Genomic DNA, 24,152 nt, shown 5'->3' on the forward strand with positions numbered 1-24,152 from the left:
GTGGTGGCTCAAGAGCAGGCGCGGGTACCGGAAATTCTCCCGCCAGCCCGGCATGGCTTCTATCAGCGGATGGTTCAGCAGTATGGTACGCCGCTGATGCTGCTGGATGCATCGGTGGTTCGCCAGCAATATCAGGCACTGAGTGAAGCATTGCCGGGTGTTACCCTGCATTACGCCGTAAAAGCCTTTCCGAATCCGGAATTGCTGCAGTTGCTGAATGAATCTGGTTCCAGCTTTGATCTGGCTTCTGCCGGAGAAGTGGCGCTGGTACAGGAGCTGGGCATTGATCCGGAGCGCTGTATACAGACTCACCCGGTTAAACGACGTGAAGATATTGTCAGTTGTCTGGAATATGGCTGTAGTACCTTTGTATTTGATCATGCCGGTGAGTTGGACAAACTCCACCCCTGGCGTGATCAGGTGAATCTGATGCTGCGGCTCAGCTTCAGGAATCCCTACACCCGGGTTGATCTGTCCAAAAAGTTTGGTTGTGAGCTGGAAGCGGCTCTACCGTTGCTGCGAAAAGCCAAAGCCATGGGGCTGAAAGTTAGTGGTCTGTGTTTCCATGTTGGATCCCAGGTCATTCATCCGGGCCGTTATGTTGATGCTATCAACCATTGCCGTGAGCTGATCGAGCAGGCTGCTGCAGAAGGTATGCCGCTGGAAGTGCTGGATATTGGTGGTGGTTTTCCGGTTCCCTATGACGCGCCGTTGCCGGCAATCAGTGAGTTCTGCCGTCCGATTCGGGAAGCTCTTTCTTTACTGCCACAGGAAATGAAAGTAATTGCAGAGCCGGGTCGCTTTCTTGCAGCAGAAGCTGTGACTGCCGTTTGTTCAGTAATGGGTGTCGCCAAACGTGAAGGCCGCTGGTGGCATTATCTGGATGATGGCGTATATGGTTCTTACAGTGGCATTTTATTTGACCATACTCGTTTTCCACTTTCAGTTCTGAAACAGGGCCCTCTTGAACCTGCAGTTCTAACAGGGCCGACCTGTGACAGCAACGATATTGTGGATGAGAATATCATGATGCCGGTACTGGAAGAGGGCGATCTGGTCATCGGTCGCTATATGGGAGCTTATACCAGTGCTTCAGCGACAGATTTCAACTACTTTCCCCGGGCCCGTGTTGTTCGGGTGGATTACAGTCCTGCAGCTGTCACTGGAAGTCAGTCCGAAGCTGTCAGGTGTGGAGCCAGTGTTGCTTGAGCTGAAGTTAATGAAGACAAAACCGACAATATCATAATCTCACAAGGCAGCCAGTATCTGGCTGCCTGCTTTCTAATAAGGCTTTATTCTTTTACTACAACATTCCACTCATGGTTTAGTCGTTTAGCAGCATCCAGTTTCAGTATCTGCATAAAGGTTTTGGTTTCGTAGTCATTGCCTACCGGAGCGCCATTGCTGCCTGCACTTGTTCTTACACAGTAAATATATCCGGATTCGGCATTAAAAATGTCGGGGAAAGAAAATCAACAGTACTGTGCCGCCGATCATGACTTTAGCGTTGATTGCAGCTTTTATCTTCGACAAGAGACTTGTCTCCATAATACAGACTTTTTCGGAATAACCCTCAATAACCCCCTGTAATTTATTTGTTGCTGCTAGAACAACTTTTCAAGGTTGTAATTGGATGCTTTTAAAGATGTATAAGCCTTCAGGTAATTATTTATCATTGGATTGTTTTTTCAGAATTACTGCTATTCTTATTTTCTTTCTTTAATTGTGCCCAACCTTATTAATTTATTCTAACTAATGTATAAAATTTGGTTTTTAGTATGAGTCAAAAAAAAGTTTTTGTCTTTAATGAAACCCTGTTGAAACTTTTTTTATTGATGGGTGTTTTTTTTATATCCAGTCAGAGTTTTTCTGGTCCACTAAACACAAAACTGTTTTTGTGGGATGAATGGATTGAGGTAAAGAGCGGCTCTGATATGGAATGTTCAAAAAATATAGGAATTAAGTTTTCAGCATCAGAACTGTATCAAAAAGATAAAACACTTACAGTTTATACGAAAGGGATTGATGAGCAAATTCAGAGCGAGAGCTCTGAGCCAGAAAAACAACAATCAGAACCTGACCCCTGCACTTACAAATTTTCGAGATTGCCAGTCATTGAGTGTGGGGAGTATACCGATGCAGGTAAAGCATGTCCTGAGCTTCCCCCTATATTTGCATTGGGGTATGGGTTGCTTTTTTCTCTGAAACCAGAACTGACTAGTGGAGGCGAATGTGCCTCTATGGTTGACAGTTGTTCCTGTTTTGTTAAAGAAAGTTCATTAGATATAGAAACAAGTCAGGCAGAAATCATTTTCACTATTTCAAAAAATGGAAAAGAAGGAAGTGTAGAAAGGGGGGCTGCTCCGGAAAAAATACAGACAAAAATAGTTATTACGATCAAGCAGTCACAATTAAACGGAGAATTGGCTGATGCTGTTTATAGCTTGGTTTATCCGGCCGGAGGACGACAAGCAGAAGCCTGTTATACAGTGGAAGGAGCCGCGAATACATTAGCTGCACCGTTTCTGAAGTATCAAGTAGTCGAAAGATCAGAAGAATTGTTTGAGTTTTTTGATGTAGAGGATGAGGACTGGGATGACTGATAAAGAAAGGCTCTGGCTTTATCAAATGTAAAGCCAGAGCCTTTATCGAAAAATATTAAGGTGATTTATTTTACATCCCAGCCCGGTACCGCACTGCCTTTGAACAGCTCTTCAGCTTTATCAATAACAGCCTGTGACTGATAAGCCTTCAGCAGAGTCTGCAGTCGAGGGTCATCCTTGTTGTCCTGACGCGCAACGATCAGGTTCACATAGGGAGACTCCTTGTCTTCGATTAACAGACCATCGCGGGTTGGAATCAGACCTGCCGGTACAGAGTAAGTGCCATTGATAAATGCCAGGTCAACGTCATCCAGTGAGCGCGGCAGCTGTGCAGCTTCCAGTTCAACAAACTTGAAGTTGTGCGGGTTGTCGCTGATATCTGCCGGGGTTGCTTCCAGGTCTGAAGGATCTTTCAGAGTGATATAGCCATGCTTGTGCAACAGTAGCAGGGTACGACCTTCATTGCTGGGATCATTCGGGATCGAAATGGTTGCCCCGTCCTGCAGTTCGCTGATGTCCTTGAGGCGCTTGGAATACGCTGCGATCGGGTAAACAAAGGTGTTACCTACCGCTGCCAGTTTGAAACCGCGACTTTCAACCATGCTATCCAGGTAAGGCTTGTGCTGGAAGGCGTTGGCATCAATGCTGCCATCGGACAGGGCAATGTTGGGCGACACATAGTCAGAGAATTCGACCAGTTCGACTTTCAAACCACTGTCTTTTGCTGCCTGATCAACCGCGGCTTTCATTACATCGGCTTCAGGGCCGGCCATTACGCCGACTTTCAACGGGGAATCGGCCTTGTCAGTATCCTGACCACAGCCACTCAGAACCAGTGCGGTGCCAATCACGGCGGTTGCCGCCAGGGTTTTCAGTTGGGATAACGCTTTTACTGCAGCGAACATGCTTTTCATCTCCTCGTGGGGGATTGTTTTAATAAAGTCTCTTCAGCCCCTGGAGGGGGCAACTGAAGTGCTTGAAACTATTTCAATGTCAGGGTTTAGCTGTGATCAAACTTGCGGTGCAGGTGATCACCGGCCATCTGGATCAGTTGCACCAGAATAATCAGTACAATGACGGTTGCCGCCATAATCACACCGTCAAAGCGGTGATAACCATAGCGAATACCCAAGTCACCCAGACCACCACCACCGATGGCACCTGCCATTGCAGAGTAGCTGACCAGTGTGACCAGCGTCAGGGTGATACCGTGGATCAGTCCCGGCAGTGCTTCCGGCAGCAATACCCGGCTAATGATCTGTAGCGGTGTGGCTCCCATACTTTCCGCGGCTTCAACCAACCCGCCCGGCACTTCGTTAAGAGCACCCTCTGCAATTCGGGCGACGAAAGGTATTGATGCCAGTGTCAGCGGAACAATTGCTGCGGTGGTACCGATAGAAGTACCTGTCAGCAGTCGGGTAAGCGGAATAATGGCAACCATCAAAATGATAAACGGCACTGAGCGTGCAGCATTAACCACGGCACCGAGCAACTGGTTAGTCAGCGGGCTTTGCAGAATATTGCCTTCACGGGTGCTGTACAGCAGCACACCCAGCGGAATACCAAACAGAAAACTCATGGCGCCGGACAGTGCCACCATGTAAACGGTTTCCCACAAGGCAGAACCGAGTAACAGCCAGGCATCAGTTGACATAGCCCAGTACCTCCACTTGTACAGGATGTTGTTGCAGATAGTTGGTGGCTGCCTGTGTTGCAGCCTCATCACCGATCAGTTCGGCGGTAAGGAAGCCCATGCGATTACCATGTACGGTTTCCATATCGGCCTGCAGAATGCTGATATCCACATTAAACTGGCGGGCAGCCTGGGTAATCAGGGGTTCTACTGCGCTGTGCCCCATAAAGGAGATGCGAACCACCGGCCGGGAACCTTCACGGGGTTCCTTATGGAAATCAGCTTCCAGTTCTGCTGGTTGCTTCTCATGCAGGGCGCTGCGAACAAATTCCCGGGCAATTTCAGTTTGTGGCTGAATAAAGAATTGCTCGACAGCATTTTCTTCGATCAGACGGCCGCCATGGAGAATGGCGACACGATCACAAATTGACTTCACCACTTCCATTTCATGGGTAATCAGCAGAATGGTGATGCCCAGCTGCTTATTGATATCTTTCAGCAGTTGCAGAATGGCATTGGTGGTTTTCGGATCCAGTGCTGATGTAGCTTCATCACACAGCAGAACCGCAGGTTTGCTGGCCAGGGCGCGGGCAATGGCGACACGCTGCTTCTGACCGCCAGATAACTGGGAAGGATAACTTTGACGTTTTTCGTCCAGCCCGGTCAGTTGCAGCAGTGGTTCAATCGCTTCGTGAATTTCTGCTTTTGATTTGCCAGCCAGTTCCAGAGGCAATGCAATGTTGTCGTATACAGTGCGGCTACTGAGCAGGTTGAAATGCTGGAAAATCATGCCGATATCACGACGAGTCTGGCGCAGCTCCCGGTCATTCATCTTGACCAGATTCTGGCCATTGACCAGTACATCACCGGATGACGGTCGTTCCAGTAAGTTGACACAGCGAATCAGGGTACTCTTGCCGGCACCGCTGGCACCGACGACGCCATAGATAGCGCCGGATGGCACTTTCAGAGTGATATCGTCCAGTGCTTTGACTGCACTGGCACCCTCTCCGAAAGATTTGGTTATATTTTTAAGTTCTATCATGGGGTCTCCGCATACAGCTAAGGTGCGGAATTTCAGGGGTCGGGGGGAGGAGGTCTGTACAGAGTGGGCTGTAAAATGCAAAAAAGCCACTCTGCTAACAGAGTGGCTTTTCCGACGAATTCTGAAAAACCTTCTTTTAGCAGTATTTATCCATGCGCCCGCAAGCTGAAGTCTCAAATCGGCGCGTTTGGCGTAAATTATCCCGTTGCAGGTTGAGCTGTCAAGTTGCTCAAGTCGTCATGGAAAGATTATTTAGCTGGGGTTGTTACGTCTGAACAGCAATAATAACCGCCAGGCAGTGCTTTCCATTGAGCTTTTATCGGTAATTTCCGCAGACTGAGCCATGAAATTATTAAATCCGGAGGTTTCTGCGGTTTCCTGTTCGATATGATTGAAGCCCATACTCCAGTCCGGGAACTGACGTTTTTGGGTTTCTCCCTCGATCATGCGAATAATGCTGTGGTGACGCTTGTCCTGTTCAATGATCTGGTAAAGTGCCTGAAGCTTGTCCCGATCTTCCCCTTCAAGCACCTGCATAAAGGTACCATTGCTGTAGAGCAGCATGCCGGTAATGTTATTGCTGGCATTATTATGACGTGCTGTTTCCAGTATTGATGTCAGTTCTTCTTCAGTCATCAGCGTGGTCGCCGTGCTGATGTAAATCATGTAGTACATGGGCTCTCCCTGCCAGGTCTGATCCTGTCATCGAAACCAGGTCCGGTTACAACCTGGTTTCGATGTCCTCAGAAGCTGTTCCGACCGCAACCTGAAAAGCGTCCTCTGTTTTAAGATGTTTTATTTCCGGCGCTATGTAAATCCATTCATTCAGCGAAAAGCCAGATCTCTTGGCCAGAGTGCAATCTCCGGAAAGGCTGCCAGTAGTACAGTGACTGCAAACAGTATGATCAGAAACGGGGGGATGCCTCTGATGACATCGACAAACGGGCGCTTGAAGACGGCAACAGCAGTAAAAATATTGCAGCCGAAGGGCGGTGTCGCGGCACCGATTGCAACCTGCAGGGTTATCATGACACCCACCAATACCGGGTCGAGTCCGGTAGCTTTTACCAGCGGCGCAAAGATGGGCACCAGAATCAGGATAACCACAATGGAGTCAACAAACATACAACCAATGAAAAACGCCACATTGATTGCAATCAGCGTTGTAATAACACCGGCCTGTTCCAGCCCCAGTGAAGCAATAATCTGCTGAGGTATCTGTGCATAGGAGAGCAGCCAAGAAAATGCTGCGCCAGCTGCAATCAATATAAAGACGACTGAGGTAACAGCGCCGGTCGACAGGGTAATATCAGCAATATCTTTCAGTTTGATCGAACGGAAAATCAGCAACTCCAACACCAGTGCATAGAGTACACAGATGGCCGCTGCTTCTGTCGGGCTAAATACCCCGCCATAAATGCCTCCCACTACAATTACCGGAAACCCGGCAGGCCAGAGTGCTCGTCGCAGTGATGTCCAGCGTTCAGACCAGTTGGCTTTGGGTTCTACCGGAATATTATGACGCCTGGCGTACCACATGCAGTACATGGAAAACAGCACGATAATCAGTAACCCGGGGCCCAGTCCGGCAATAAAGAGCTCGGAAATAGAAGTACCTGAAATAACACCATAGATAATCATGCCGATGGAGGGCGGGATCAGATACGCAAGGTCGGCGGCATTAATAATCAGTCCGATTGAAAAGGAGTCGTTATAACCGGCCTTCAGCATCCGTGGACGCATGGCGCCACCAATCGCAACAACTGTTGCCTGAGTCGAACCGCAAACGGCACCGAACATGGCACAGGCGGTGGTTACGGAAACGGCCAGACCTCCCCGAATATGCCCCATAAAGCGCATGACCACATCAACCAGCCGGTCAGCGGAATGGCCCCGGGTAATAATATCTGCGGCGAGGATAAACATAGGCACCGCAATCAGTGCTGATGGTTTCACCCCGCCAATCATTTGCTGAATGATGAGCTGCAGACTCAGGTTCGGGTAATAGACAACAAAACCGACGATGGCTGCACAAAGCAGCGGCATCATCATCGGGAAACCGCCCAGTAGCAGAACCAGCATGATACCCAGCATTACTAACGTCATGATGATGGCTCCTGCTTGTTATTTGAATGCGGTTCGTCCGCCGCTTTATTACCAGCCTGACTGTTCTGGATGACGCTGGTTATTTCCGGATCGTCATAGGTGTCGACGGTGGTGTATGAGATATAGACCGTTTCGTCTGCAAGATCGGTGTTTCGGATGGCGGTCAGCAGATACTGTATTCCGGCAATAAAAAAGCCGACCGCAACCCAGAAATAAGCCAAGTAGAGTGGAACCTGCAGTGCCGGTGTTACTCGGCCACGACGCTCAAGCTTTTGCACATACTCAAGGGCATACCAGGCCAGTACAAACATCACGAACGCGGTCAGCAGGGCAATCACAATCATGGCCATCTTTTGTACTTTAGCCGGCCACATATCGTAGAAAGCCGACATCCGGATATGCTTGCCTTTACGGGTGATGTAACCCAATCCCATAAAGGTGATGATAACGATCAGAAACTGGTTGAGTTCGTCAGAGAAATACAGGCTTTGGTTAAACAGGTAACGGCCAAAAACATTGGCAATCGAGTTCGTTGCCATGGCGATAATCGCCAGACTGAGAATACTTGCCTCAATACGACCAATCCAGAGATCGATTTGAGCCAGCCCCCTTGAAATACCTTTCAGCATATAAGGCTCACAGCTAGGTAAATAAACAGCAGCAGATAGAGAGGAAAAGCAACAGAGTTATCAATCACCAGAACAGTGACTGATAACTCCGGAGCTGCAACTTATTGAGCATCAAGCTCGGCAAGGAGGTTTTTCAGCAGCTGTTGTCCACGTTCACCAGCGATGTCTTCGAAGGCTTCGTGGGTAGAAGTGCTGCGCTCACGGAAGACGGACTGCTCTTCTGCATTCAGCTTCACAAACTTGATATCGGGTTTGGCCGCCTTGATTTTGTCCAGCTTGTCTTCATTGAAGCGAACGACCACATCATCAATAAAGCCTCGCATTTCAGTCATTGTTTCGCTGATCAGTTGCTGTTTTTCCGGACTCAGGGTTTCGTACCAGTCAGTGCCGGAAACAATAGTGGTGACCAGCTCCTGCTCGCCTGCCCAGATCATATAGTCGGTGACTTCATAGAACTTCATCTCTTCAATGGTTGGCACCGGATTAATCTGGCCGTCTACCGTTTTCAGCTGCAGTGCGCCGTAGACTTCACCAAAAGGTAATGGAGTCGGGCTGGCACCCATATCTTCGTAAGCCTTGAGCAAAATAGGTGACACCATGACTCGCATTTTGAAGTTCTTGAGGTCGGCCGGTTTGCGGACTTCCTTGTTGGTGGTCCATACCTGTGGACCTTCCGAGTACATGGTATGCAGCTTCAGGCCTTTACTGGCGAAGTCCTTGCCCAGATCGTTATAGATAACGTCGCTGGTGGTCAGCATTCTGGAAATAGATGCAGGGTCGGAAGGCAGAGTGTAGGGCAGCAGGAATAACTGGGACTCGGGAACAATGGTGCCGAGGTTGCCTACTGATACATTGGCAAAGTGAACGACGGTGTCTGCAGTCTGTTCAACGATTTCTGTTGGTGTTCCCAGAGAGCCCTGGGGATAGACATTGACGGTGATATCACCATTGGTTTTGGATTCAATTCGACGTTTAAATTCCTGGGCGTAAGAGTCCATGATGGAGCCCGGAATTTCCTCGATGGCAAATTTCCACTCCTCGGCAACTGACAACGCTGGCAACATAAAGATTGCGGCAGATGCTGTTAAATTCCGCAGGCTTGTCCCTAACTTGAACATCTTAAAGGCCTCGCTTTATAGAGTTTATTTTTATTAGCGATTTTGATCACAGCAAGTTGGATGCCGGGTCAGTATTGCAAAAGCGTATGCATTAAAAAATATAAAAAACCATATGTATATATTATAAAAGCTAATGTAATTTGAGTCTGCATAACCAACGATAATAAAAAATATGACCCAGTATTCAGTAAAACATCTGCACACATTCTGCACTGTTGTCGAGTGTGGCGGCTTTGCTAGTGCCCAGGCAGCACTGGGAATGAGTCAGCCGGCCATAAGCACTCATATACGAGACCTGGAAATCAGGCTTGGCTTTCAATTGTGTCAGCGGGGAAGAAGCGGCTTCAGTCTCACAGAGAAAGGGGAGCTGGCTTATGAGAAATGCCGGCGGATACTGAACAATATTTCCGACTTTGAGGCAGAGCTGGGTGAGCTTCATAACAAGCTGACGGGGACATTGCGTGTTGGCCTGATTGATAACACCATCACCAATGAAGCATTTCCTATCTACAAGGCTATTCAGAATTTTTTCAGCAGAAAAAATGATGTTTCCATCAAGCTTGAAATTTTGTCTCCGGAAGCACTGGAGCAACAGTTAACCAGCGGTCATATCCATATAGGGATTGGCCCCTTTCAGCGGCGGGATAGCGTGCTGAGTTACCACTTACTTCACAAGGAAGAGCATCGATTCTACTGTGGCAAACAACATCCGTTGTTTGCTATGCCGGAAGCTGAAATCAGCTGGCAGACTTTGCAAAAGTTTCCTGTATCCAGTCGTGCCTATATGCAGAATCCTGACTTGCCGGGCATAAAAAACACCGCCTATGTCAGCAATATGGAAGCCCAGGTCATGCTGATTATCAGTGGGCAGTTTATGGGATTTCTCCCGGTGCATTATGCCCAAAGCTGGGTGGATAAAGGGGAGATGAGAGCCATTAATCATCTGGATCTCAGCCATTACTCATCGTTTTATCTGGCGATGCGGGATTCTCCTTCGGTGCGTAACATTGTCACAGTATTTCTGGAGGATATTAAAGCCGCCATACCTTCATTCGAAATCCAGAAGAGAGTGGTTCCAGTCTTGCAGGAATAAACAACAGTGGATGATCAAAAAATACATAATTTTTACTGATGTAAGCATCATAACTTTTATATTTTTTGATGCATTTATCTTTGCAATACTCCCGTCTCAACACTGCTTCGATACCGGAGCAGATGCGAGACAGGAATAATAATAATGAGCGAAAACGCCTACGAAAAAGGTCGACTGAACCTTCCATTTGTTGGCTTCTGTACTTTTGCCAAAAGCCCGACCTGCGAAGACTGGGACAATATCCAGGCTGATGTCGCCTTTATGGGAGCGCCCTTTGACTGTGGCACTCAATGGCGTTCCGGTGCCCGCATGGGACCCAGATCTGTACGGGAAGCATCAACACTGTTTTCATTTGGACATGGTGGTGCTTATTCCTATGAAGAAGACATCATGTACCTGGAAGGCGTGAATATGGTTGATATTGGTGATGCGGATATCGTTCATACCGATACCAAAAAGAGCCATGCCAATATTGAATATGGTGTACGCAAGATGCTTGAAGCCGGTGCTCTGCCTGTCACTGTTGGTGGTGATCACTCGGTTAATGCGCCCTGTATTCGGGCATTTGAGCAATATGCCGATAAGGGGCCGATTCATATTATTCAGATTGATGCCCATCTCGATTTTGTGGATGAGCGTCATGGTGTGCGTTATGGCCATGGCAATCCGATGCGTCGGGCATCAGAACAGAGTTATGTCAGTGGCATGACCCAGCTGGGGATTCGCAATGTTTCCTCATCCAACCGGAATGATCACAAGCTGGCTGAAAATGCAGGCTCAACCATTTTGTCTGTGCGTGATGTACGCCGGTTGGGGCTGGATGGTGTGATGGCGCTGATCCCCAAAGGTGTGAACTACTACATCACTATTGATATTGATGGTTTTGATCCTTCTATTGCGCCGGGTACCGGCACACCCAGTCATGGTGGCTTTCAGTACTATGAGGTGATGGAGGTACTCCAGCAAGTTGCTCATCAGGGTGAGGTTGTGGGTATCGACTTATGCGAAGTGGCGCCGGATTACGATCAGACCGGGTCAACCAGTATTCTGGCTGCTCAGGTACTGATGAATCTGCTGGGTTATGTTTTTCATGCCCGGGCAGAGCGCGCGGTAAAAGAATCCAGACAAGACAGTCAATCTGTTCAGGAAGCAGAACCCGCCTGAATGACATGAGTCAAACCAGACTTGTCCGCTTGTTAACGAAAAACAGCGCCAGAAGGCGCTGTTTTTGTGTCTGTGGAGTGGGCTGCTGATTACAGGGAGGTAAACAGGATTACCAGTACCGCCGCCGGAGCAAAGATACGGGTCAGCGGCATCCACAGGTTGAACAGGGTAGTGCTCAGTCCCAGTTCCTTCATCATCTTGTTGCGACCCATCTTCCAACCGGCAAAGATGGCAACCAGCATACCACCCAGTGGCAGCATCAGGTTGGCTGTCAGGTAATCAAGAATATCGAAGAAGGTCTTGCCGAACAGCTTGTACTCTTCGCCAGACCACAGGTTGAAGGACAGAACACAGCCGAGGCCGACGAACCAGATCAGGGCACCAACAATAACGGTTGCACCTGCACGGCTCATACCGAAGCGCTCCTGCAGCCAGGCGACGGCAGGCTCCATCAGGGAAATGGCGGAGCTGAGGGCAGCAATAGTGACAAGCAGGAAGAACAGGCCGCCGACGATAGCACCAAAGCTCATCTGGGAGAATGCAGTAGTCATGGAGATAAACAGCAGACCCGGGCCGGCACTGGCTTCCATACCGAAAGCAAATACGATCGGGAAGATAGAAAGACCAGCAATGATCGCGATCAGGGTGTCGAGACCGGCTACGCTCAAACAGGTCACCGGAATGCTGTTCTCTTTTGGCATGTAAGCACCGTACGTCATCATGGTGCACATGCCCAGGCTCAGGGTGAAGAATGCCTGTCCCATCGCTGCGATAATACTGTTGACGGACAGCTCACTGAAATCAGGCTTGAACATGAACTCTACAGCTCGGCCAAACTGCCCGGTCTGGGTGATGGCATACAGCAGCATAAGCAGCATCAGGATAAACAGGGCCGGCATCATGATTTTGAGGCCGCTTTCCAGTCCCTTGTGAATACCCCGTCCAACAATGATGCCGGAAGCCAGCATAAATACGGTGTGCCAGATAGTCAGGGTGACCGGGTCAGCAATCATGTTGCTGAAGAACTTGCCAATTTCATCTGCAGGCATGCCGGTGAATGTACCGGCAAAGGATTCGTAGGTGTAGGACATGGCCCAGCCGGCAATAACACTGTAGAACGACAGAATCATTACCCCGGTCAGTACACCCATAATACCAACCCCGGCCCAGCTGCGGGATGCGCCGATATGACGTGCCAGTGAACCCATAGCGGTAATCGGGCTGCGACGGGAATAGCGACCCAGGCTGACCTCTGCCATTAACAGAGGCAGGCCCAGCATCAGCACGCACAGCAGGTATACAAGAATGAATGCTCCACCACCGTTCTCACCGGTGATATAAGGGAAGCGCCACAGGTTTCCAAGGCCGATTGCGGAGCCGGCGGCCGCCAGCAAAAAGGTGCCTTTACTTTTCCAGGTTTGGTTTTCTTGGTTGGATGTCGACATCGTGCTACTACTTAATATGTCTGTGTTATGGCTGTTTGAGGCTGTTAGGGAAACAACAGAGGGGTGATTTCTCACCTGTGCAGACTGCTGTCCTGACAGTTTGGTATTGCCAAAGAGACATTTTTACCCGTTCAGTGGAACGAATGTCATGCTGCCTTGGACGGTTTGCCCGGTTGCTGGATATAAACCAGATCACTGCTGCAGACGGGTAATGCCTGGTCAGTGTTCCCTTAGGCTTGTGGCCGGTATGGTTCAGTAGCATTCAGGCAGAAAATAAAAAGTACCGCATTGCAGGCTGAATATAGCGGGTATCCGAACAAACTGTAGGCATTATTACATGTCATCGGCAGGATGAAAACGATGAAAAAGTCAGCGACAGAATGGTCTTTTGGTTTTTTTGTGCAGTTTTGTATGCTTTTTATTTTGCTGGTGGCCGCACCAGTGAGAGCCTGGTATGACGTTGGACATATGGTGGCTGCCCAGATTACCTGGGAAAGACTAAATGAACCTGCCAAAAAGGAAATAAACCGGCTGTTGAGGATTCTGGGTGATGCAGAACCTGCAATGACGGACTTTGTACAGGCTTCGACCTGGATGGATCAGCAGAATGGCAGGGGGCTTTCCATCTTTTCATCCTGGCATTTTATTGATCAACCTTATGTCGTTGATCCCCCACGACAACTACCGGCTTATAATCCTAACAATGCTGTGACCCTTGCTTCTGAAGCAATAAAGACGTTAAGAAATCCGCGCGCATCTGATTTTGCCAAAGCACTTATGTTACGAAGCTTGATGCACGTTATGGTGGATTTGTTTCAGCCCATGCATGTGGTGTCACGGTTTTCCAAGGCTGCGCCTCATGGAGACAATGGAGGAACCGGCTTTCGAATCAAGCCAGTTAACTGGGAGGGGGAGCAGATTACTTCGCTGCATCGGTTGTGGGATGCAGGAGTGATGGCTTTGCCGAAAGTGAGGTGGTTTGATGATGACTGGAAAAACAAGTCAAAAGAGCTCGCAGATAAGGTGAGAAGTAAAGTTGATGTGAAGGTGCTACCCAAGCTGGCGATCGATAATCCACAGGAGTGGGCAAATTACAGTTATAGTATTGCTATCAAGCATGCATACTCGGGTGTGAGAAATAATGGTGAGGTTTCATCTCGCTATATTGAAGAAGGGGGGCGCATATCACTCAGCCAGTTGGTACTTGCTGCGACTCTGCAGGCCTTGTTATTTAATTCAATCTGGAATGGTTGAGTGTGATCTTCGAAAAAAAATTCGATAAATGGTCTGTAATATAATTCTGATGTCATAGAAGAAACCTGAGTGATCTACATATGAAATGTAATGATCAATTTTTTTAGGTAGCAGCTCTTCGACATAAGTTTTTTCTGGATCTTTGGACTTGCTGAGGATTAGGCTTTCATCGACAAGCAATATTGATGCAGGATCTGTTATACCTGCTCTAACTGAAAAAATCTTTTTCTTTGCTGGCTTTGAGTAATAGTTCACATATGATGGCACTTCTGGTCTTGGGCCGACTAGGCTCATATCTCCAAGAAAAACATCAATAAGTTGTGGTAGTTCGTCAATCTTATATTTCCTGAGGTGATTTCCCAGTGAAGTAATTCTGCTATCGTTTGATGTTGTAATTAGCTTCCCTTTTTTAGAGCTATGTTTCATGGTTCTGAACTTGTGAATGTAAAATCGACGTTCCCCTTGGGTAACACGCTCTTGTCTAAAAAAGACTGGGCCAGGCGAATTGATTTTTATAAATATAGCAATCAATATGAAGAGTGGAGAGAGTAATAAAATGGTTATAGCAGAGACAATTATATCGAAAGAACGCTTTGTTAATTTATACATAAGGTCTGAGTATATCCCCAAGAGCACTTACAACACGCTGTGCGTCACCAGTATCCATTTTTGTGTACAGGGGTATTGAGATCTCTCTGGAAAATGTATTAATAGTGTTTTTAAAATGATCTTTGGGGTAGCTTATGCAATAGCCTTTCCAGGCAGGGTGAAGATGAAGAGGGATAAAATGGACTGAACAGCCAATATTATGTTGATAGAGTGATTCTATAATTTTGTCTCTGTCAATTCCCTCATCTAATAATATAGGGAATAGATGCCATGCATGTATATCTTCGTTTTGATTTGGTGTGGGAGGTAATGTTAGAGGTAGATTCTTAAGATTATCAAAGTAAAATTGAGCAAGCTTGTTTCGTTTTTCAAGAAAATTATCTATTCGTTTCAGTTGATGAATGCCGATTGCTGCGTTTATATCCGGCATGTTGTATTTATATCCGGGAGCTTCTACTTCGTAATACCATGAAGGGAGATGGCTATTATACCTGTCAAAAACGTCTCGGTTTATGCCATGAAGCCGCATGGTTTTGGCTCGTTTGATTAGTTCTGGATTAGAGGAAACAATCATTCCTCCTTCAGCTGTTGTCATTGTTTTATTTGCATAAAAGCTAAATACTGTAGCATCTGACTCCAGAGTACCTATTTTTTTTCCTTTATAACTTGCAGGAAATGCGTGTGCAGCATCTTCAATAATGGAGAGATTGAATTTTTTTGCAATATCGAATAATGGAGACATATCACAAGCCAATCCTGCAAAATGAACAGGCATGATTGCTTTGGTTTTCGGTGATATTGCGTTCAAAACACTTTCTGGGGAAATATTATAGGTAAAGGCATCGATATCAACGAAAACAGGGGTTGCACCAAGATATTTAATGACCTCTGCGGTTGCAGTGAAGGTATAGCTTGGCAGTATAACCTCGTCCCCTTCGGATATACCTAAAGCTTCCAGTGCCAAATGAAGCCCTGAAGTGGCTGAGTTAACAGCTAAAGCAGTTACACCATCCCCGAGATACTCTGAAAAGTTCTTTTCAAGCTGTTTTACTTTAGGTCCTGTCGTTAACCAACCATTTTTTAGCGAGTCTATGACCTCCGATATTTCAGAGTCGCCAATATCTGGAGTTGCAAAAGGAAGAAATGGCTGCATACAAGATATCACTGGGTTGTTTTTATATTGAGGCTAAGGTTTCAACAACCTGTTCTTGGTCAGTCGATGTTAAATAAGGAGACATTGGCAAACTGATTACTTTTTCTGCCAGCATTTCACTAACGGGAACATGGCAGTGTTCATCTGCAACAGCAGGTTGAAGGTTTAATGGTAGTGGATAATGGATAGCTGAAGGTATGTTGGCTTGCTGTAACAACTTCAGTGTATTGGCTCTGTCAGCTACCTGAATAGTGTATTGTGCATAAACACTTGTATTGTGTTCATCAATAACCGGTGTTGTAATATTTGGCAAGCTGTTAAGTAGTTCAGAGTACCTTCTTCCGATTTCGGCTCTCCTTTTTACTTCTTTGTCGAAGATATCCATTTTTGCCAGCAGAATTGCTGCCTGAATAGTATCAAGCCTGCTGTTCATTCCAACTCTGATATGATGATAACGCCGATCTTGTCCATGTCGTGCTATTTGCTTCGCAATCAAAGCAATATCATCATCATTTGTAAATATTGCACCACCGTCACCATAAGCACCTAATGGCTTTGATGGGAAGAAGCTAGTACAACCTATCGTGCTGAGATTTCCTGAGTGCTTTCCCTTGTATGTGGCACCAAAGCTTTGTGCGCCATCCTCTATGACCGGAATATTATATTTTTTGGCAATAGCGTTGATTGCATCAAAGTCAGCGCATTGTCCATATAGAGAAACTGGAATGATAGCTCTGGTTTTCTTTGTGATCGCTGCCTCTAGAAGAGCAGGGTCGAGATTGCAGGTTTGAGGGCTTACATCAACATAAACCAGCTTTGCTCCCAGGAGAGCACCTGTTTCAGCTGTTGCAATATAAGAAAATGCAGGCGTGATTACTTCATCTCCGGGCTTAATTCCCAAGGCCATAAGAGATATCTGTAGCGCATCTGTTCCATTGGCAACAGAAATACAGTGCTTCACTCCAGTATATTCTGCTAGACGCTGTTCCAGTTCTGTAACTTCAGGGCCGAGAATATACTTCCCGTGCCGGAGTACCTCAGAAATTCGATGGTTAATGTTATCTTCGATACTTAAATATTGTGATTTTAAATCGGTGAATTCCATTTTGATCAAAATTCTTTAGAGAAGGTTTGTCAGGCAGTCTGTTTAGAGACTCTGTTATTTTCTAATATATAGGTTTCATTGGTGTGAGGGCATGTACAGCTGCCATTGCCGGATAAAGGGAGATCAAGTTTTTCACCAAACTCACTCATCCACCCGACTTGTCGTGCTGGAACACCAACAACCAGGGCGTAATCAGGTATATCGGAATTAACAACAGCACCGGCACCAACAAATGCAAAGCGCCCGACAGTAATGCCGCATACAAGTGTACAGTTTGCTCCCAGTGTGGCGCCCTGCTTTACCAGGGTGCTTTTGTATTCGTCTTTTCTGTTTATAGTTGATCTTGGGTTGTAGACGTTAGTAAAAACCATACTTGGGCCACAGAATACATCGTCTTCCAGAGTTACATTGTCATATACCGACACATTGTTTTGTATTTTTACATTATTGCCAATACTGACCTGATTGCCGATATATACATTCTGCCCTAATGAACACTGAGATCCGATAACGGCATTTGAGCTGATATGAACCCAGTGCCATACTCGGGTGTCGGCTCCAATAGTGGCTCCGGTATCGATGATAGCTGTGTGGTGTGCAGTATAATTATGGTCAGCCATTTTCAGTACTCAAGAGGTAGTGAAACTGTCTTTCCGTCACGGGCTGAAAGATATGCACCAATTAGCAGTTCCAGTGATTTCAGTCCTTCTCTGCCATCAGTTTCTGCTGAAGTCTCTCCACGCATAGTATCGATGACATTTTTATAGTACACGGGATGACCAAATCCATAGACGGAAGTAGTTTGATAATTGGCGTTTTGAATTTCCTGGTCATAGGGCTTCTGGTCACTGAAATCCCATTGCTGTATTTCGTTTACTGCAACGCCACCAATACGTACAGTACCAGTTTCTCCAAGAATTGTTATGGAGCCTTCGAGGTTTTTTGGATAAGTGCACATCGTCACAGCCATTGATCCCAGCGCTCCGTTTCTCCATCTGACATTCATGACTCCGGTATCTTCTACTTCAATGTCCCGGTAAGTGGACGTCATGCATTGAATGTCGGAAACGGGCCCAATCAGCCATTCCATCAGGTCAATATAATGGCTTGCCTGATTCATTAAGGCACCACCATCAAACTCCCATGTACCGCACCATTTAGCCCTGTCGTAATATTCCTGAGGGCGGGTCCAGAAAACATTTATATGTACAGTATGAATTTTACCAAACCGTTTTTCAGAGATTGCTTTCTTCAGAAGCTGAAGAGTAGTGTTTAACCGGTTTTGTTTGACAATAAACAGCCGTACATTTGCATCGTCACATGCTTTTACCATGTTCAGGCCATCAGACCATCTTGTAGCCATTGGCTTTTCGCTGACAACATTTACGCCAGCTTTTGCTGCAGCAATGGTTTGCTCTGGATGCAATCCGCTGGGTGTGCATAAAGAAATCAGATCCAGCTGCTCAGTTTCCAGCATGGCTGAAAGGCTGGAGTATCCTGGTACCTTATAAGTTTCTGTAGCCTTTTTTAAAGTTGCTGGTTCGATGTCGCAGACAGCTTTTAGGTCAAGATCATTATTATGGGCTTTAACGGCCTCAAAGTGTTTGGCAGATATTCTTCCACAGCCAACAATACCGATTCTTAGCTTTCGATTATTTATGATGGGGAGCATTAATCTAACCTTATGCTTTTACAATGTTGAGAGCAGGCCGATGATATTTTCCACGTGTATCTATCAACAGTTTTGAGTGTTGGGAGATCATTTCGAAATCAAAAGCATCATGATCTGTAGCTAGAATAACGCAGTCATACTCTTTTAATGTTTCTGGTGTAATAGGAATACTGCTCAATTCAAAATGGTGTTCTCGCATTTTTGGAAATACAGGAACATGTGGGTCTGAATAAGCTATTACAGCTCCTTTTTCCTCCAGCTTCTCCATCATAATGACTGAAGGCGACTCACGCATATCATCAACGTTCTTTTTATACGCAATACCTAGAACGAGGACGGTACATTCGCTGAGAGCCTTTCCTCTGACATTCAGTGCATCAGTAATCTTTTCGATTACAAAGCAGGGCATGTAAGCATTTATTTCACCTGCCAGTTCAATGAAACGTGTATGGAGACCGTACTCTCTTGCTTTCCAGGTAAGGTAAAAGGGGTCGATAGGGATACAGTGACCACCGAGTCCAGGGCCGGGATAGTAGGGGGTGAACCCAAAAGGTTTAGTTGATGCAGCGCTAATCACCTCATGGATATCGATCCCCATTCGGTCAGCCACAACTTTCATTTCATTAACCAGACCGATATTTACAGCCCGGTGGATATTCTCCAGCAGTTTTGTCATTTCTGCAGTTTTGGTCGATGAAACTGCAACAATGTTATCTATGGCTACACTATATAGTGCTTTACCAACTTGTTGGCAGGACTCTGTATCACCACCGCATACTTTAGGTATTGTTCGTGTGTCGTATTTGGGGTTTGCAGGGTCTTCTCGTTCCGGAGAGTAAACAAGGAATGTATCTACTCCGACTTTTAGTCCTGTCTTTTCGATACGGGGAAGCAACTCTTCTTCTGTCGTTCCTGGGTATGTTGTGCTCTCAAGAGCCAGAATCTGCCCTTGCTTCATATGGGGGGCAATGTTGTCCATCGTATCAAGAACAAAGCTGAGATCAGGCTCTCGATATTTGTTAAGAGGAGTTGGGACGCAAATAATAAGAGCGTCTGCTTTGGTGCAGTCAGCGTAGTCACTGCTGGCTTCAAACAGTTTCTGCTCAATGGCTGAAGCTATTTTTTCTGATGAAATATGTTTTATTTCACAAATACCATGATTTAACTTTTTGACTTTATCTTTGTCAGTGTCTACTCCAATTACTTTGTAACCGGCTTCAACGTATCGAAGCATTAATGGAAGACCGACATAGCCTAAACCTATGATTCCGATAACTGCTGTTTTATCGTCGAACCTGTCAATAAGTTGCTGTTTGAAGTTCATTCTGAGTTGTCCGCTAACTTTTAGATATCTGCTCTTGAATCAAGTATCTTGCTGACACACGCTTTCATTGAAATAGATGTACAGCTCTTGTCCCCGACTTCTTGCGCTTATCCTGTGTTGCACTTTCTGATCGACAATAGAACGTTTTACCTCTTTTAGCTGCTTGACTAAGCCAACGCTACCGCCCATCAATCAGCTAATTTGATACAGCTGTACATCATGGCTTATAGACGCTTAATCCACTACGACAACTACAGCTGGAATGAGGAATAATCAGTTGTTATGGGTAGACTAGATAAGTTAGGTCAAGTTCCATCTCAGCCTCAATCTTTTTGTTGTTATTTTAGGCTCTTATGAGTGAGTCTGGCTTTGTGCAGTAATTCTAAGACTGTATTGCAAGTCTTTTTAAAACTTTACTTGCCTCACCAATGAATGGCAATAGATTTTGTGGTTGTAGAAGGGCTGTCTAAGAATATGATTGTTGGTAGCGGGGGCCAGATTTGAACTGACGACCTTCGGGTTATGAGCCCGACGAGCTACCAGGCTGCTCCACCCCGCACCGATAATTACGCAGATCAGGCGATCCGTGTAATACGTGAAACTGGTATATTTCACGATTTTAAAGTTGGTAGCGGGGGCCAGATTTGAACTGACGACCTTCGGGTTATGAGCCCGACGAGCTACCAGGCTGCTCCACCCCGCACCGATAATTACTCAGATCAGGCGATCCGTGTAATACGTGAAACTGGTAGATTTCACGATTTTAAAGTTGGTAGCGGGGGCCAGATTTGAACTGACGACCTTCGGGTTATGAGCCCGACGAGCTACCAGGCTGCTCCACCCCGCACCGATGATTACGCAGATCAGGCGATCCGTGTAATACGTGAAACTGGTATATTTCACGATTTTAAAGTTGGTAGCGGGGGCCAGATTTGAACTGACGACCTTCGGGTTATGAGCCCGACGAGCTACCAAGCTGCTCCACCCCGCACCGATAATTACTCAGATCAGGCGATCCGTGTAATACGTGAAACTGGTAGATTTCACGATTTTAAAGTTGGTAGCGGGGGCCAGATTTGAACTGACGACCTTCGGGTTATGAGCCCGACGAGCTACCAGGCTGCTCCACCCCGCACCAGAGGCCGTGAATATTACGGCTGGTTTTTGATTTAGTCAACTTTATTTCATCAACGCATACTGTTGTTTAGTTTCAGCTATAACGGTTTTTGTCTGGGAGCCTTTTTGTTCTTGCCTGAAATGTAAGATATATTGATTGATAGGTACGTTAGTACATTGTCATGCATCTATAACAGCGAGGCTCACTCTATGGACAGAAGGGCCGGAGAGGGGCGGCTATGGCCTCTACTGATATCACTGGGTTGTTGCTCCATTTTTTTCATTGCGCTGGTTAATGCGTATGAAATGGACGATGTTGCCGAGGCCTTGAATTATGAAAGGGATGTTGAGGCACGGGTTTTCAATGATACGGGCCAAATCCAGCAGGGCTTTAACCCTTCAGGAAGTTTAACTGCTCAGGAAGCTCAGGCAGATACTAATGAAGAGGTCAGAATATCGATTGATATTAAAGTGCCTACATCTCAGGCGCTGAAAGTGAACTACCAGATTCTGTCAGATGAGTGGAGGATGTTGGCAGGGGCCCGATTACGCTATAACAATGCGCTTATACCTGCGACCCTTTATGCTGGTGAAAAGCTAGCTATGAGTGTGATTGATGATTGGGGAAATGTCACTTACTGCCTGAAGCCTCAAAAAAGCCAGCGAACATTGCGGCATTATCTGGAAGTGGGCAGTGAACTTGAAGCGGGTGATATATTGAGAATCGAAACTCGACCTGCCAACTTTGATGGTACACAAAATTCACATCGAGCCATCTGTATTTATATCGTCGAAAAGTATGATGTATAGGTAGCGTTGTTCAGATAGAGCAATAGCGATTACAAAAAAAGGGGAGCCAATGGCTCCCCTTTTCAAGACACTTGATTCAGCAGCTTCTTGCTGGCAAACCCTTACTCTTCGATGTCAGCTTTCTGATATTCATTGATCAGATAGTAACTTTCCATCATCAGTTCTACCGGCGCTTCGCCATGGTCGTTTGATGCTTCGTCAGAAGACAGGTTTTCCAGCCAGTTCATTGCACTCTTCCCCGCTGTCTCGCCCTTGAAGACTGGGCGTAGTTATTGCTCTGGTGATTGTAGGGCAATCGCCTAACCCCTCACGCGACTGCGGGATGAATTAAAACACAAATTAACATTATCTGACAATGGCAAACATATTATTGTTTGTACCTGGACAGGAAACGTCCAAGCCTTTCCACTGCACTTTCAAGATCATCTACTCGTGGCAGGGTTACAATCCGGAAGTGGTCAGGTGTTGGCCAGTTAAAACCAGTGCCCTGAACCAGCAACATTTTTTCCTGTAACAGCAGGTCAAGCACCATCTGTTGATCATCGTGGATCGGATAAACCTTGGGATCCAGCCGGGGGAAGAGGTAAATTGCACCGTCCGGCTTGGTACATGAAACTCCGGGTAGCTCATTAATCAGCTCCCAGGCTCTGTTGCGCTGTTCCAACAGCCGGCCTCCGGGTAAAACCAGCTCATTGATACTCTGATAGCCTCCCAGGGCAGTCTGGATTGCAAACTGGGAGGTAGCGTTGGCGCAAAGTCGCATATTGGCCAGAATTTCCAGCCCTTCGAGATAGCCTTTCATGCGGTGGCGAGGGCCGCTCAGAGTCATCCAGCCGGATCTGAACCCTGCTGCCCGATAGGATTTGGAAAGCCCGTTAAATGTCACACAAGGCACATCATCAGCCAGAGAGGCGGTGGAGATATGCTTGGCCTCGTCATAAAGAATCTTGTCGTAGATTTCATCAGAGAAAACAATCAGGTTATGTTCTCGAGCAATTTGCAGGATGCCTTCAAGAATCTCTTTTGAATAAACTGCCCCGGTAGGATTGTTGGGGTTGATAACAATGATGCCACGGGTCTTGGATGTGATTTTGCTGCGAATATCATCAAGATCAGGCTGCCAGCCGGCCTGTTCATCTTTCATATAGTGAACAGCGCTGCCACCGGAAAGCGTCACGGCTGCAGTCCAAAGCGGATAATCAGGTGCCGGAATCAGCATCTCATCACCATTATTCAGCAAGGCTTGCATCGCCATCACAATCAGCTCGCTGACACCGTTGCCAATAAAAACATCTTCGATTGTGACGCCGGCGATCTCTTTCTGCTGGCTGTACTGCATGACTGCTTTGCGAGCCGCAAAGACTCCTTTCGATTCACAGTAGCCCTGGGCTTCAGGCAAATTGAGAATAACGTCCCGAATGATTTCTTCCGGGGCATCAAAGCCAAAGGGGGCAGGGTTGCCGATATTCAGTTTGAGAATCCGCTGGCCTTCTTCTTCCAGTCTTCGTGCTTCACGAAGAACCGGGCCACGGATGTCATAACAGACGCTGTCGAGTTTATGGGACTGGGGTATATCAAACTGCATGGCAAATCCTGAAACCGCAGAGGCTTGCTGAGGGTGCCGTTATAATTGAGTTGTTTACGGCAGCCGGATAAAAAGTAGGGTCATCATAAGTATCTGTACGGATGGGGGCAATATTTTGGAAGGATTTACTGAAGGAGATTGGAGCTGGAGCCCGGTTTGAGCGGGCTCTAAAGCGATCTGGTGAAAACTGTTCAGGGGCTATTCTTCTTCATACTCACTGTCGTACTCTTCTTCATATTCTCCCTGTTCTATATTTTCATCGTCCTCATACGAAGTTTCATTTTCATCATATTCTTCCTCATCATCCCCCTCATACCCATCGTCATCATCTTCGTAGTCTTCGTCTTCAGGGAGGCCTTCATCATCCTGATAGTTTTCTTGTTCATCTTCAGGATAATCGTACCCTTCCTCTGCTTCATCTTCTTCAATAGCATCATCTTCGTAGGCCGCAAGTTGCATACCAGCCGTAACCTGTTGACCAAATATGGAAGTATCTGCAGTCGCCGCCGTACCAAACATCAGCCAGCTGAAAACACCCAGCAGGAATGTCAGTTGTTGAGCGATGGAATTCATATAATTATCCCCCGGAATTTGATTGTTGCTTATATCCAGCATCTCTTTTCTGTTTAGCAGAAGAGGCACAGGCTGCAAGTCAAGGGGATGTTATGGGGGCGGAATGAGAGGATAA

The 24,152-nt window shown here is 46.6% G+C and carries 23 protein-coding genes and 5 tRNA genes; 6 read left to right on the forward strand and 22 right to left on the reverse strand.

Annotated features, from left to right (window positions below; all coding sequences use genetic code 11):
- Both ACYZZ0_RS20105 and ACYZZ0_RS20110 read left to right on the forward strand, forming a co-directional pair.
- The gene (locus ACYZZ0_RS20105) at positions 1-1,209 is read left to right on the forward strand and encodes a type III PLP-dependent enzyme (protein WP_461538455.1); all 1,209 of its coding nucleotides are present in this window, start codon (positions 1-3) and stop codon (positions 1,207-1,209) included.
- 569 nt (positions 1,210-1,778) lie between these two features.
- On the forward strand, positions 1,779-2,603 hold the full coding sequence (locus ACYZZ0_RS20110; RefSeq protein WP_461538456.1) for a hypothetical protein: 825 nt from the start codon (positions 1,779-1,781) through the stop codon (positions 2,601-2,603).
- Between the two features lie 65 nt (positions 2,604-2,668).
- Here the strand turns inward: ACYZZ0_RS20110 and ACYZZ0_RS20115 are convergent, their stop codons facing one another.
- From ACYZZ0_RS20115 to ACYZZ0_RS20145, 7 genes are all read right to left on the reverse strand, one after another.
- Positions 2,669-3,508, reverse strand: coding sequence for a MetQ/NlpA family ABC transporter substrate-binding protein (locus ACYZZ0_RS20115; protein ID WP_461538457.1), 840 nt, complete (start codon positions 3,506-3,508; stop codon positions 2,669-2,671).
- Positions 3,509-3,603: 95 nt separating this feature from the next.
- Positions 3,604-4,257 (reverse strand): methionine ABC transporter permease, encoded by a 654-nt coding sequence (locus ACYZZ0_RS20120; RefSeq protein WP_461538458.1) that lies wholly within the window; start codon positions 4,255-4,257, stop codon positions 3,604-3,606.
- Positions 4,247-5,281 (reverse strand): methionine ABC transporter ATP-binding protein, encoded by a 1,035-nt coding sequence (locus ACYZZ0_RS20125; RefSeq protein ID WP_461538459.1) that lies wholly within the window; start codon positions 5,279-5,281, stop codon positions 4,247-4,249. The genes ACYZZ0_RS20120 and ACYZZ0_RS20125 overlap by 11 nt, the downstream gene beginning before the upstream one ends.
- A gap of 252 nt (positions 5,282-5,533) precedes the next feature.
- Positions 5,534-5,956: a BLUF domain-containing protein gene (locus tag ACYZZ0_RS20130; RefSeq protein ID WP_461538460.1), complete on the reverse strand. Its 423-nt coding sequence runs from the start codon at positions 5,954-5,956 to the stop codon at positions 5,534-5,536.
- A 150-nt stretch (positions 5,957-6,106) separates the two neighbouring features.
- The gene (locus tag ACYZZ0_RS20135; protein ID WP_461538461.1) at positions 6,107-7,387 is read right to left on the reverse strand and encodes a TRAP transporter large permease; all 1,281 of its coding nucleotides are present in this window, start codon (positions 7,385-7,387) and stop codon (positions 6,107-6,109) included.
- A complete protein-coding gene (locus ACYZZ0_RS20140) occupies positions 7,384-8,016 on the reverse strand; it encodes a TRAP transporter small permease (RefSeq protein ID WP_461538462.1) in 633 nt (210 codons plus the stop codon). The genes ACYZZ0_RS20135 and ACYZZ0_RS20140 overlap by 4 nt, the downstream gene beginning before the upstream one ends.
- Positions 8,017-8,117: 101 nt before the next feature.
- Positions 8,118-9,080 carry a TRAP transporter substrate-binding protein gene (locus ACYZZ0_RS20145; RefSeq protein WP_461538463.1) on the reverse strand — a complete coding sequence of 321 codons (963 nt, stop codon included), beginning with the start codon at positions 9,078-9,080 and terminating at the stop codon, positions 8,118-8,120.
- 226 nt (positions 9,081-9,306) lie between these two features.
- Here ACYZZ0_RS20145 and ACYZZ0_RS20150 point away from each other — a divergent pair, with 226 nt between their 5' ends.
- Entirely contained in the window at positions 9,307-10,227 is a 921-nt protein-coding gene (locus ACYZZ0_RS20150) for a LysR family transcriptional regulator (RefSeq protein ID WP_461538464.1), read from the forward strand.
- Between the two features lie 144 nt (positions 10,228-10,371).
- Complete coding sequence (speB, locus tag ACYZZ0_RS20155; RefSeq protein ID WP_461538465.1) at positions 10,372-11,391, forward strand: agmatinase; 1,020 nt, start codon at positions 10,372-10,374, stop codon at positions 11,389-11,391.
- A gap of 89 nt (positions 11,392-11,480) precedes the next feature.
- Here speB and ACYZZ0_RS20160 read toward each other — a convergent pair whose 3' ends face one another.
- Positions 11,481-12,836, reverse strand: a complete 1,356-nt coding sequence (locus ACYZZ0_RS20160) for a sodium-dependent transporter (RefSeq protein WP_461538466.1) — start codon at positions 12,834-12,836, stop codon at positions 11,481-11,483.
- Between the two features lie 360 nt (positions 12,837-13,196).
- On the opposite strand from ACYZZ0_RS20160, the gene ACYZZ0_RS20165 reads away from it, so the two are divergent.
- Entirely contained in the window at positions 13,197-14,090 is an 894-nt protein-coding gene (locus tag ACYZZ0_RS20165; protein WP_461538467.1) for a S1/P1 nuclease, read from the forward strand.
- On the opposite strand, the gene ACYZZ0_RS20170 is transcribed toward ACYZZ0_RS20165, so the two are convergent.
- From ACYZZ0_RS20170 to ACYZZ0_RS20220, 11 genes are all read right to left on the reverse strand, one after another.
- Positions 14,073-14,699: a sugar transferase gene (locus ACYZZ0_RS20170; protein ID WP_461538468.1), complete on the reverse strand. Its 627-nt coding sequence runs from the start codon at positions 14,697-14,699 to the stop codon at positions 14,073-14,075. The two genes, ACYZZ0_RS20165 and ACYZZ0_RS20170, sit on opposite strands and share 18 nt — an antisense overlap.
- The gene (locus ACYZZ0_RS20175; RefSeq protein WP_461538469.1) at positions 14,692-15,852 is read right to left on the reverse strand and encodes a DegT/DnrJ/EryC1/StrS family aminotransferase; all 1,161 of its coding nucleotides are present in this window, start codon (positions 15,850-15,852) and stop codon (positions 14,692-14,694) included. Before ACYZZ0_RS20175 ends, ACYZZ0_RS20170 begins: the two co-directional genes overlap by 8 nt.
- A gap of 22 nt (positions 15,853-15,874) precedes the next feature.
- A complete protein-coding gene (locus ACYZZ0_RS20180) occupies positions 15,875-16,957 on the reverse strand; it encodes a DegT/DnrJ/EryC1/StrS family aminotransferase (protein ID WP_461538470.1) in 1,083 nt (360 codons plus the stop codon).
- 29 nt (positions 16,958-16,986) lie between these two features.
- Positions 16,987-17,577: an acyltransferase gene (locus ACYZZ0_RS20185; protein ID WP_461538471.1), complete on the reverse strand. Its 591-nt coding sequence runs from the start codon at positions 17,575-17,577 to the stop codon at positions 16,987-16,989.
- A 2-nt stretch (positions 17,578-17,579) separates the two neighbouring features.
- Positions 17,580-18,629, reverse strand: coding sequence for a Gfo/Idh/MocA family protein (locus ACYZZ0_RS20190; protein WP_461538472.1), 1,050 nt, complete (start codon positions 18,627-18,629; stop codon positions 17,580-17,582).
- A gap of 10 nt (positions 18,630-18,639) precedes the next feature.
- Positions 18,640-19,953, reverse strand: coding sequence for a nucleotide sugar dehydrogenase (locus tag ACYZZ0_RS20195; protein WP_461538473.1), 1,314 nt, complete (start codon positions 19,951-19,953; stop codon positions 18,640-18,642).
- A gap of 482 nt (positions 19,954-20,435) precedes the next feature.
- Positions 20,436-20,512, reverse strand: a tRNA-Met gene (locus ACYZZ0_RS20200).
- 67 nt (positions 20,513-20,579) lie between these two features.
- Positions 20,580-20,656, reverse strand: a tRNA-Met gene (locus ACYZZ0_RS20205).
- Positions 20,657-20,723: 67 nt separating this feature from the next.
- A tRNA-Met gene (locus ACYZZ0_RS20210) sits at positions 20,724-20,800 on the reverse strand.
- 67 nt (positions 20,801-20,867) lie between these two features.
- Positions 20,868-20,944, reverse strand: a tRNA-Met gene (locus tag ACYZZ0_RS20215).
- Positions 20,945-21,011: 67 nt separating this feature from the next.
- A tRNA-Met gene (locus ACYZZ0_RS20220) sits at positions 21,012-21,088 on the reverse strand.
- Between the two features lie 287 nt (positions 21,089-21,375).
- Here ACYZZ0_RS20220 and ACYZZ0_RS20225 point away from each other — a divergent pair.
- The gene (locus tag ACYZZ0_RS20225; RefSeq protein WP_461538474.1) at positions 21,376-21,879 is read left to right on the forward strand and encodes a hypothetical protein; all 504 of its coding nucleotides are present in this window, start codon (positions 21,376-21,378) and stop codon (positions 21,877-21,879) included.
- A 101-nt stretch (positions 21,880-21,980) separates the two neighbouring features.
- Here the strand turns inward: ACYZZ0_RS20225 and ACYZZ0_RS20230 are convergent, their stop codons facing one another.
- The 3 genes from ACYZZ0_RS20230 to ACYZZ0_RS20240 all read right to left on the reverse strand — a co-directional run bounded on the left by ACYZZ0_RS20230 (position 21,981) and on the right by ACYZZ0_RS20240 (position 24,037).
- On the reverse strand, positions 21,981-22,106 hold the full coding sequence (locus ACYZZ0_RS20230) for a hypothetical protein (protein ID WP_461538475.1): 126 nt from the start codon (positions 22,104-22,106) through the stop codon (positions 21,981-21,983).
- Between the two features lie 140 nt (positions 22,107-22,246).
- On the reverse strand, positions 22,247-23,464 hold the full coding sequence (locus tag ACYZZ0_RS20235) for a pyridoxal phosphate-dependent aminotransferase (RefSeq protein WP_461538476.1): 1,218 nt from the start codon (positions 23,462-23,464) through the stop codon (positions 22,247-22,249).
- Between the two features lie 198 nt (positions 23,465-23,662).
- On the reverse strand, positions 23,663-24,037 hold the full coding sequence (locus ACYZZ0_RS20240) for a hypothetical protein (protein ID WP_461538477.1): 375 nt from the start codon (positions 24,035-24,037) through the stop codon (positions 23,663-23,665).
- Between the last annotated feature and the right edge of the window lie 115 nt (positions 24,038-24,152).

The organism is Spongorhabdus nitratireducens (assembly GCA_947387575.1).
Lineage (GTDB): Bacteria > Pseudomonadota > Gammaproteobacteria > Pseudomonadales > Endozoicomonadaceae > CANDOC01.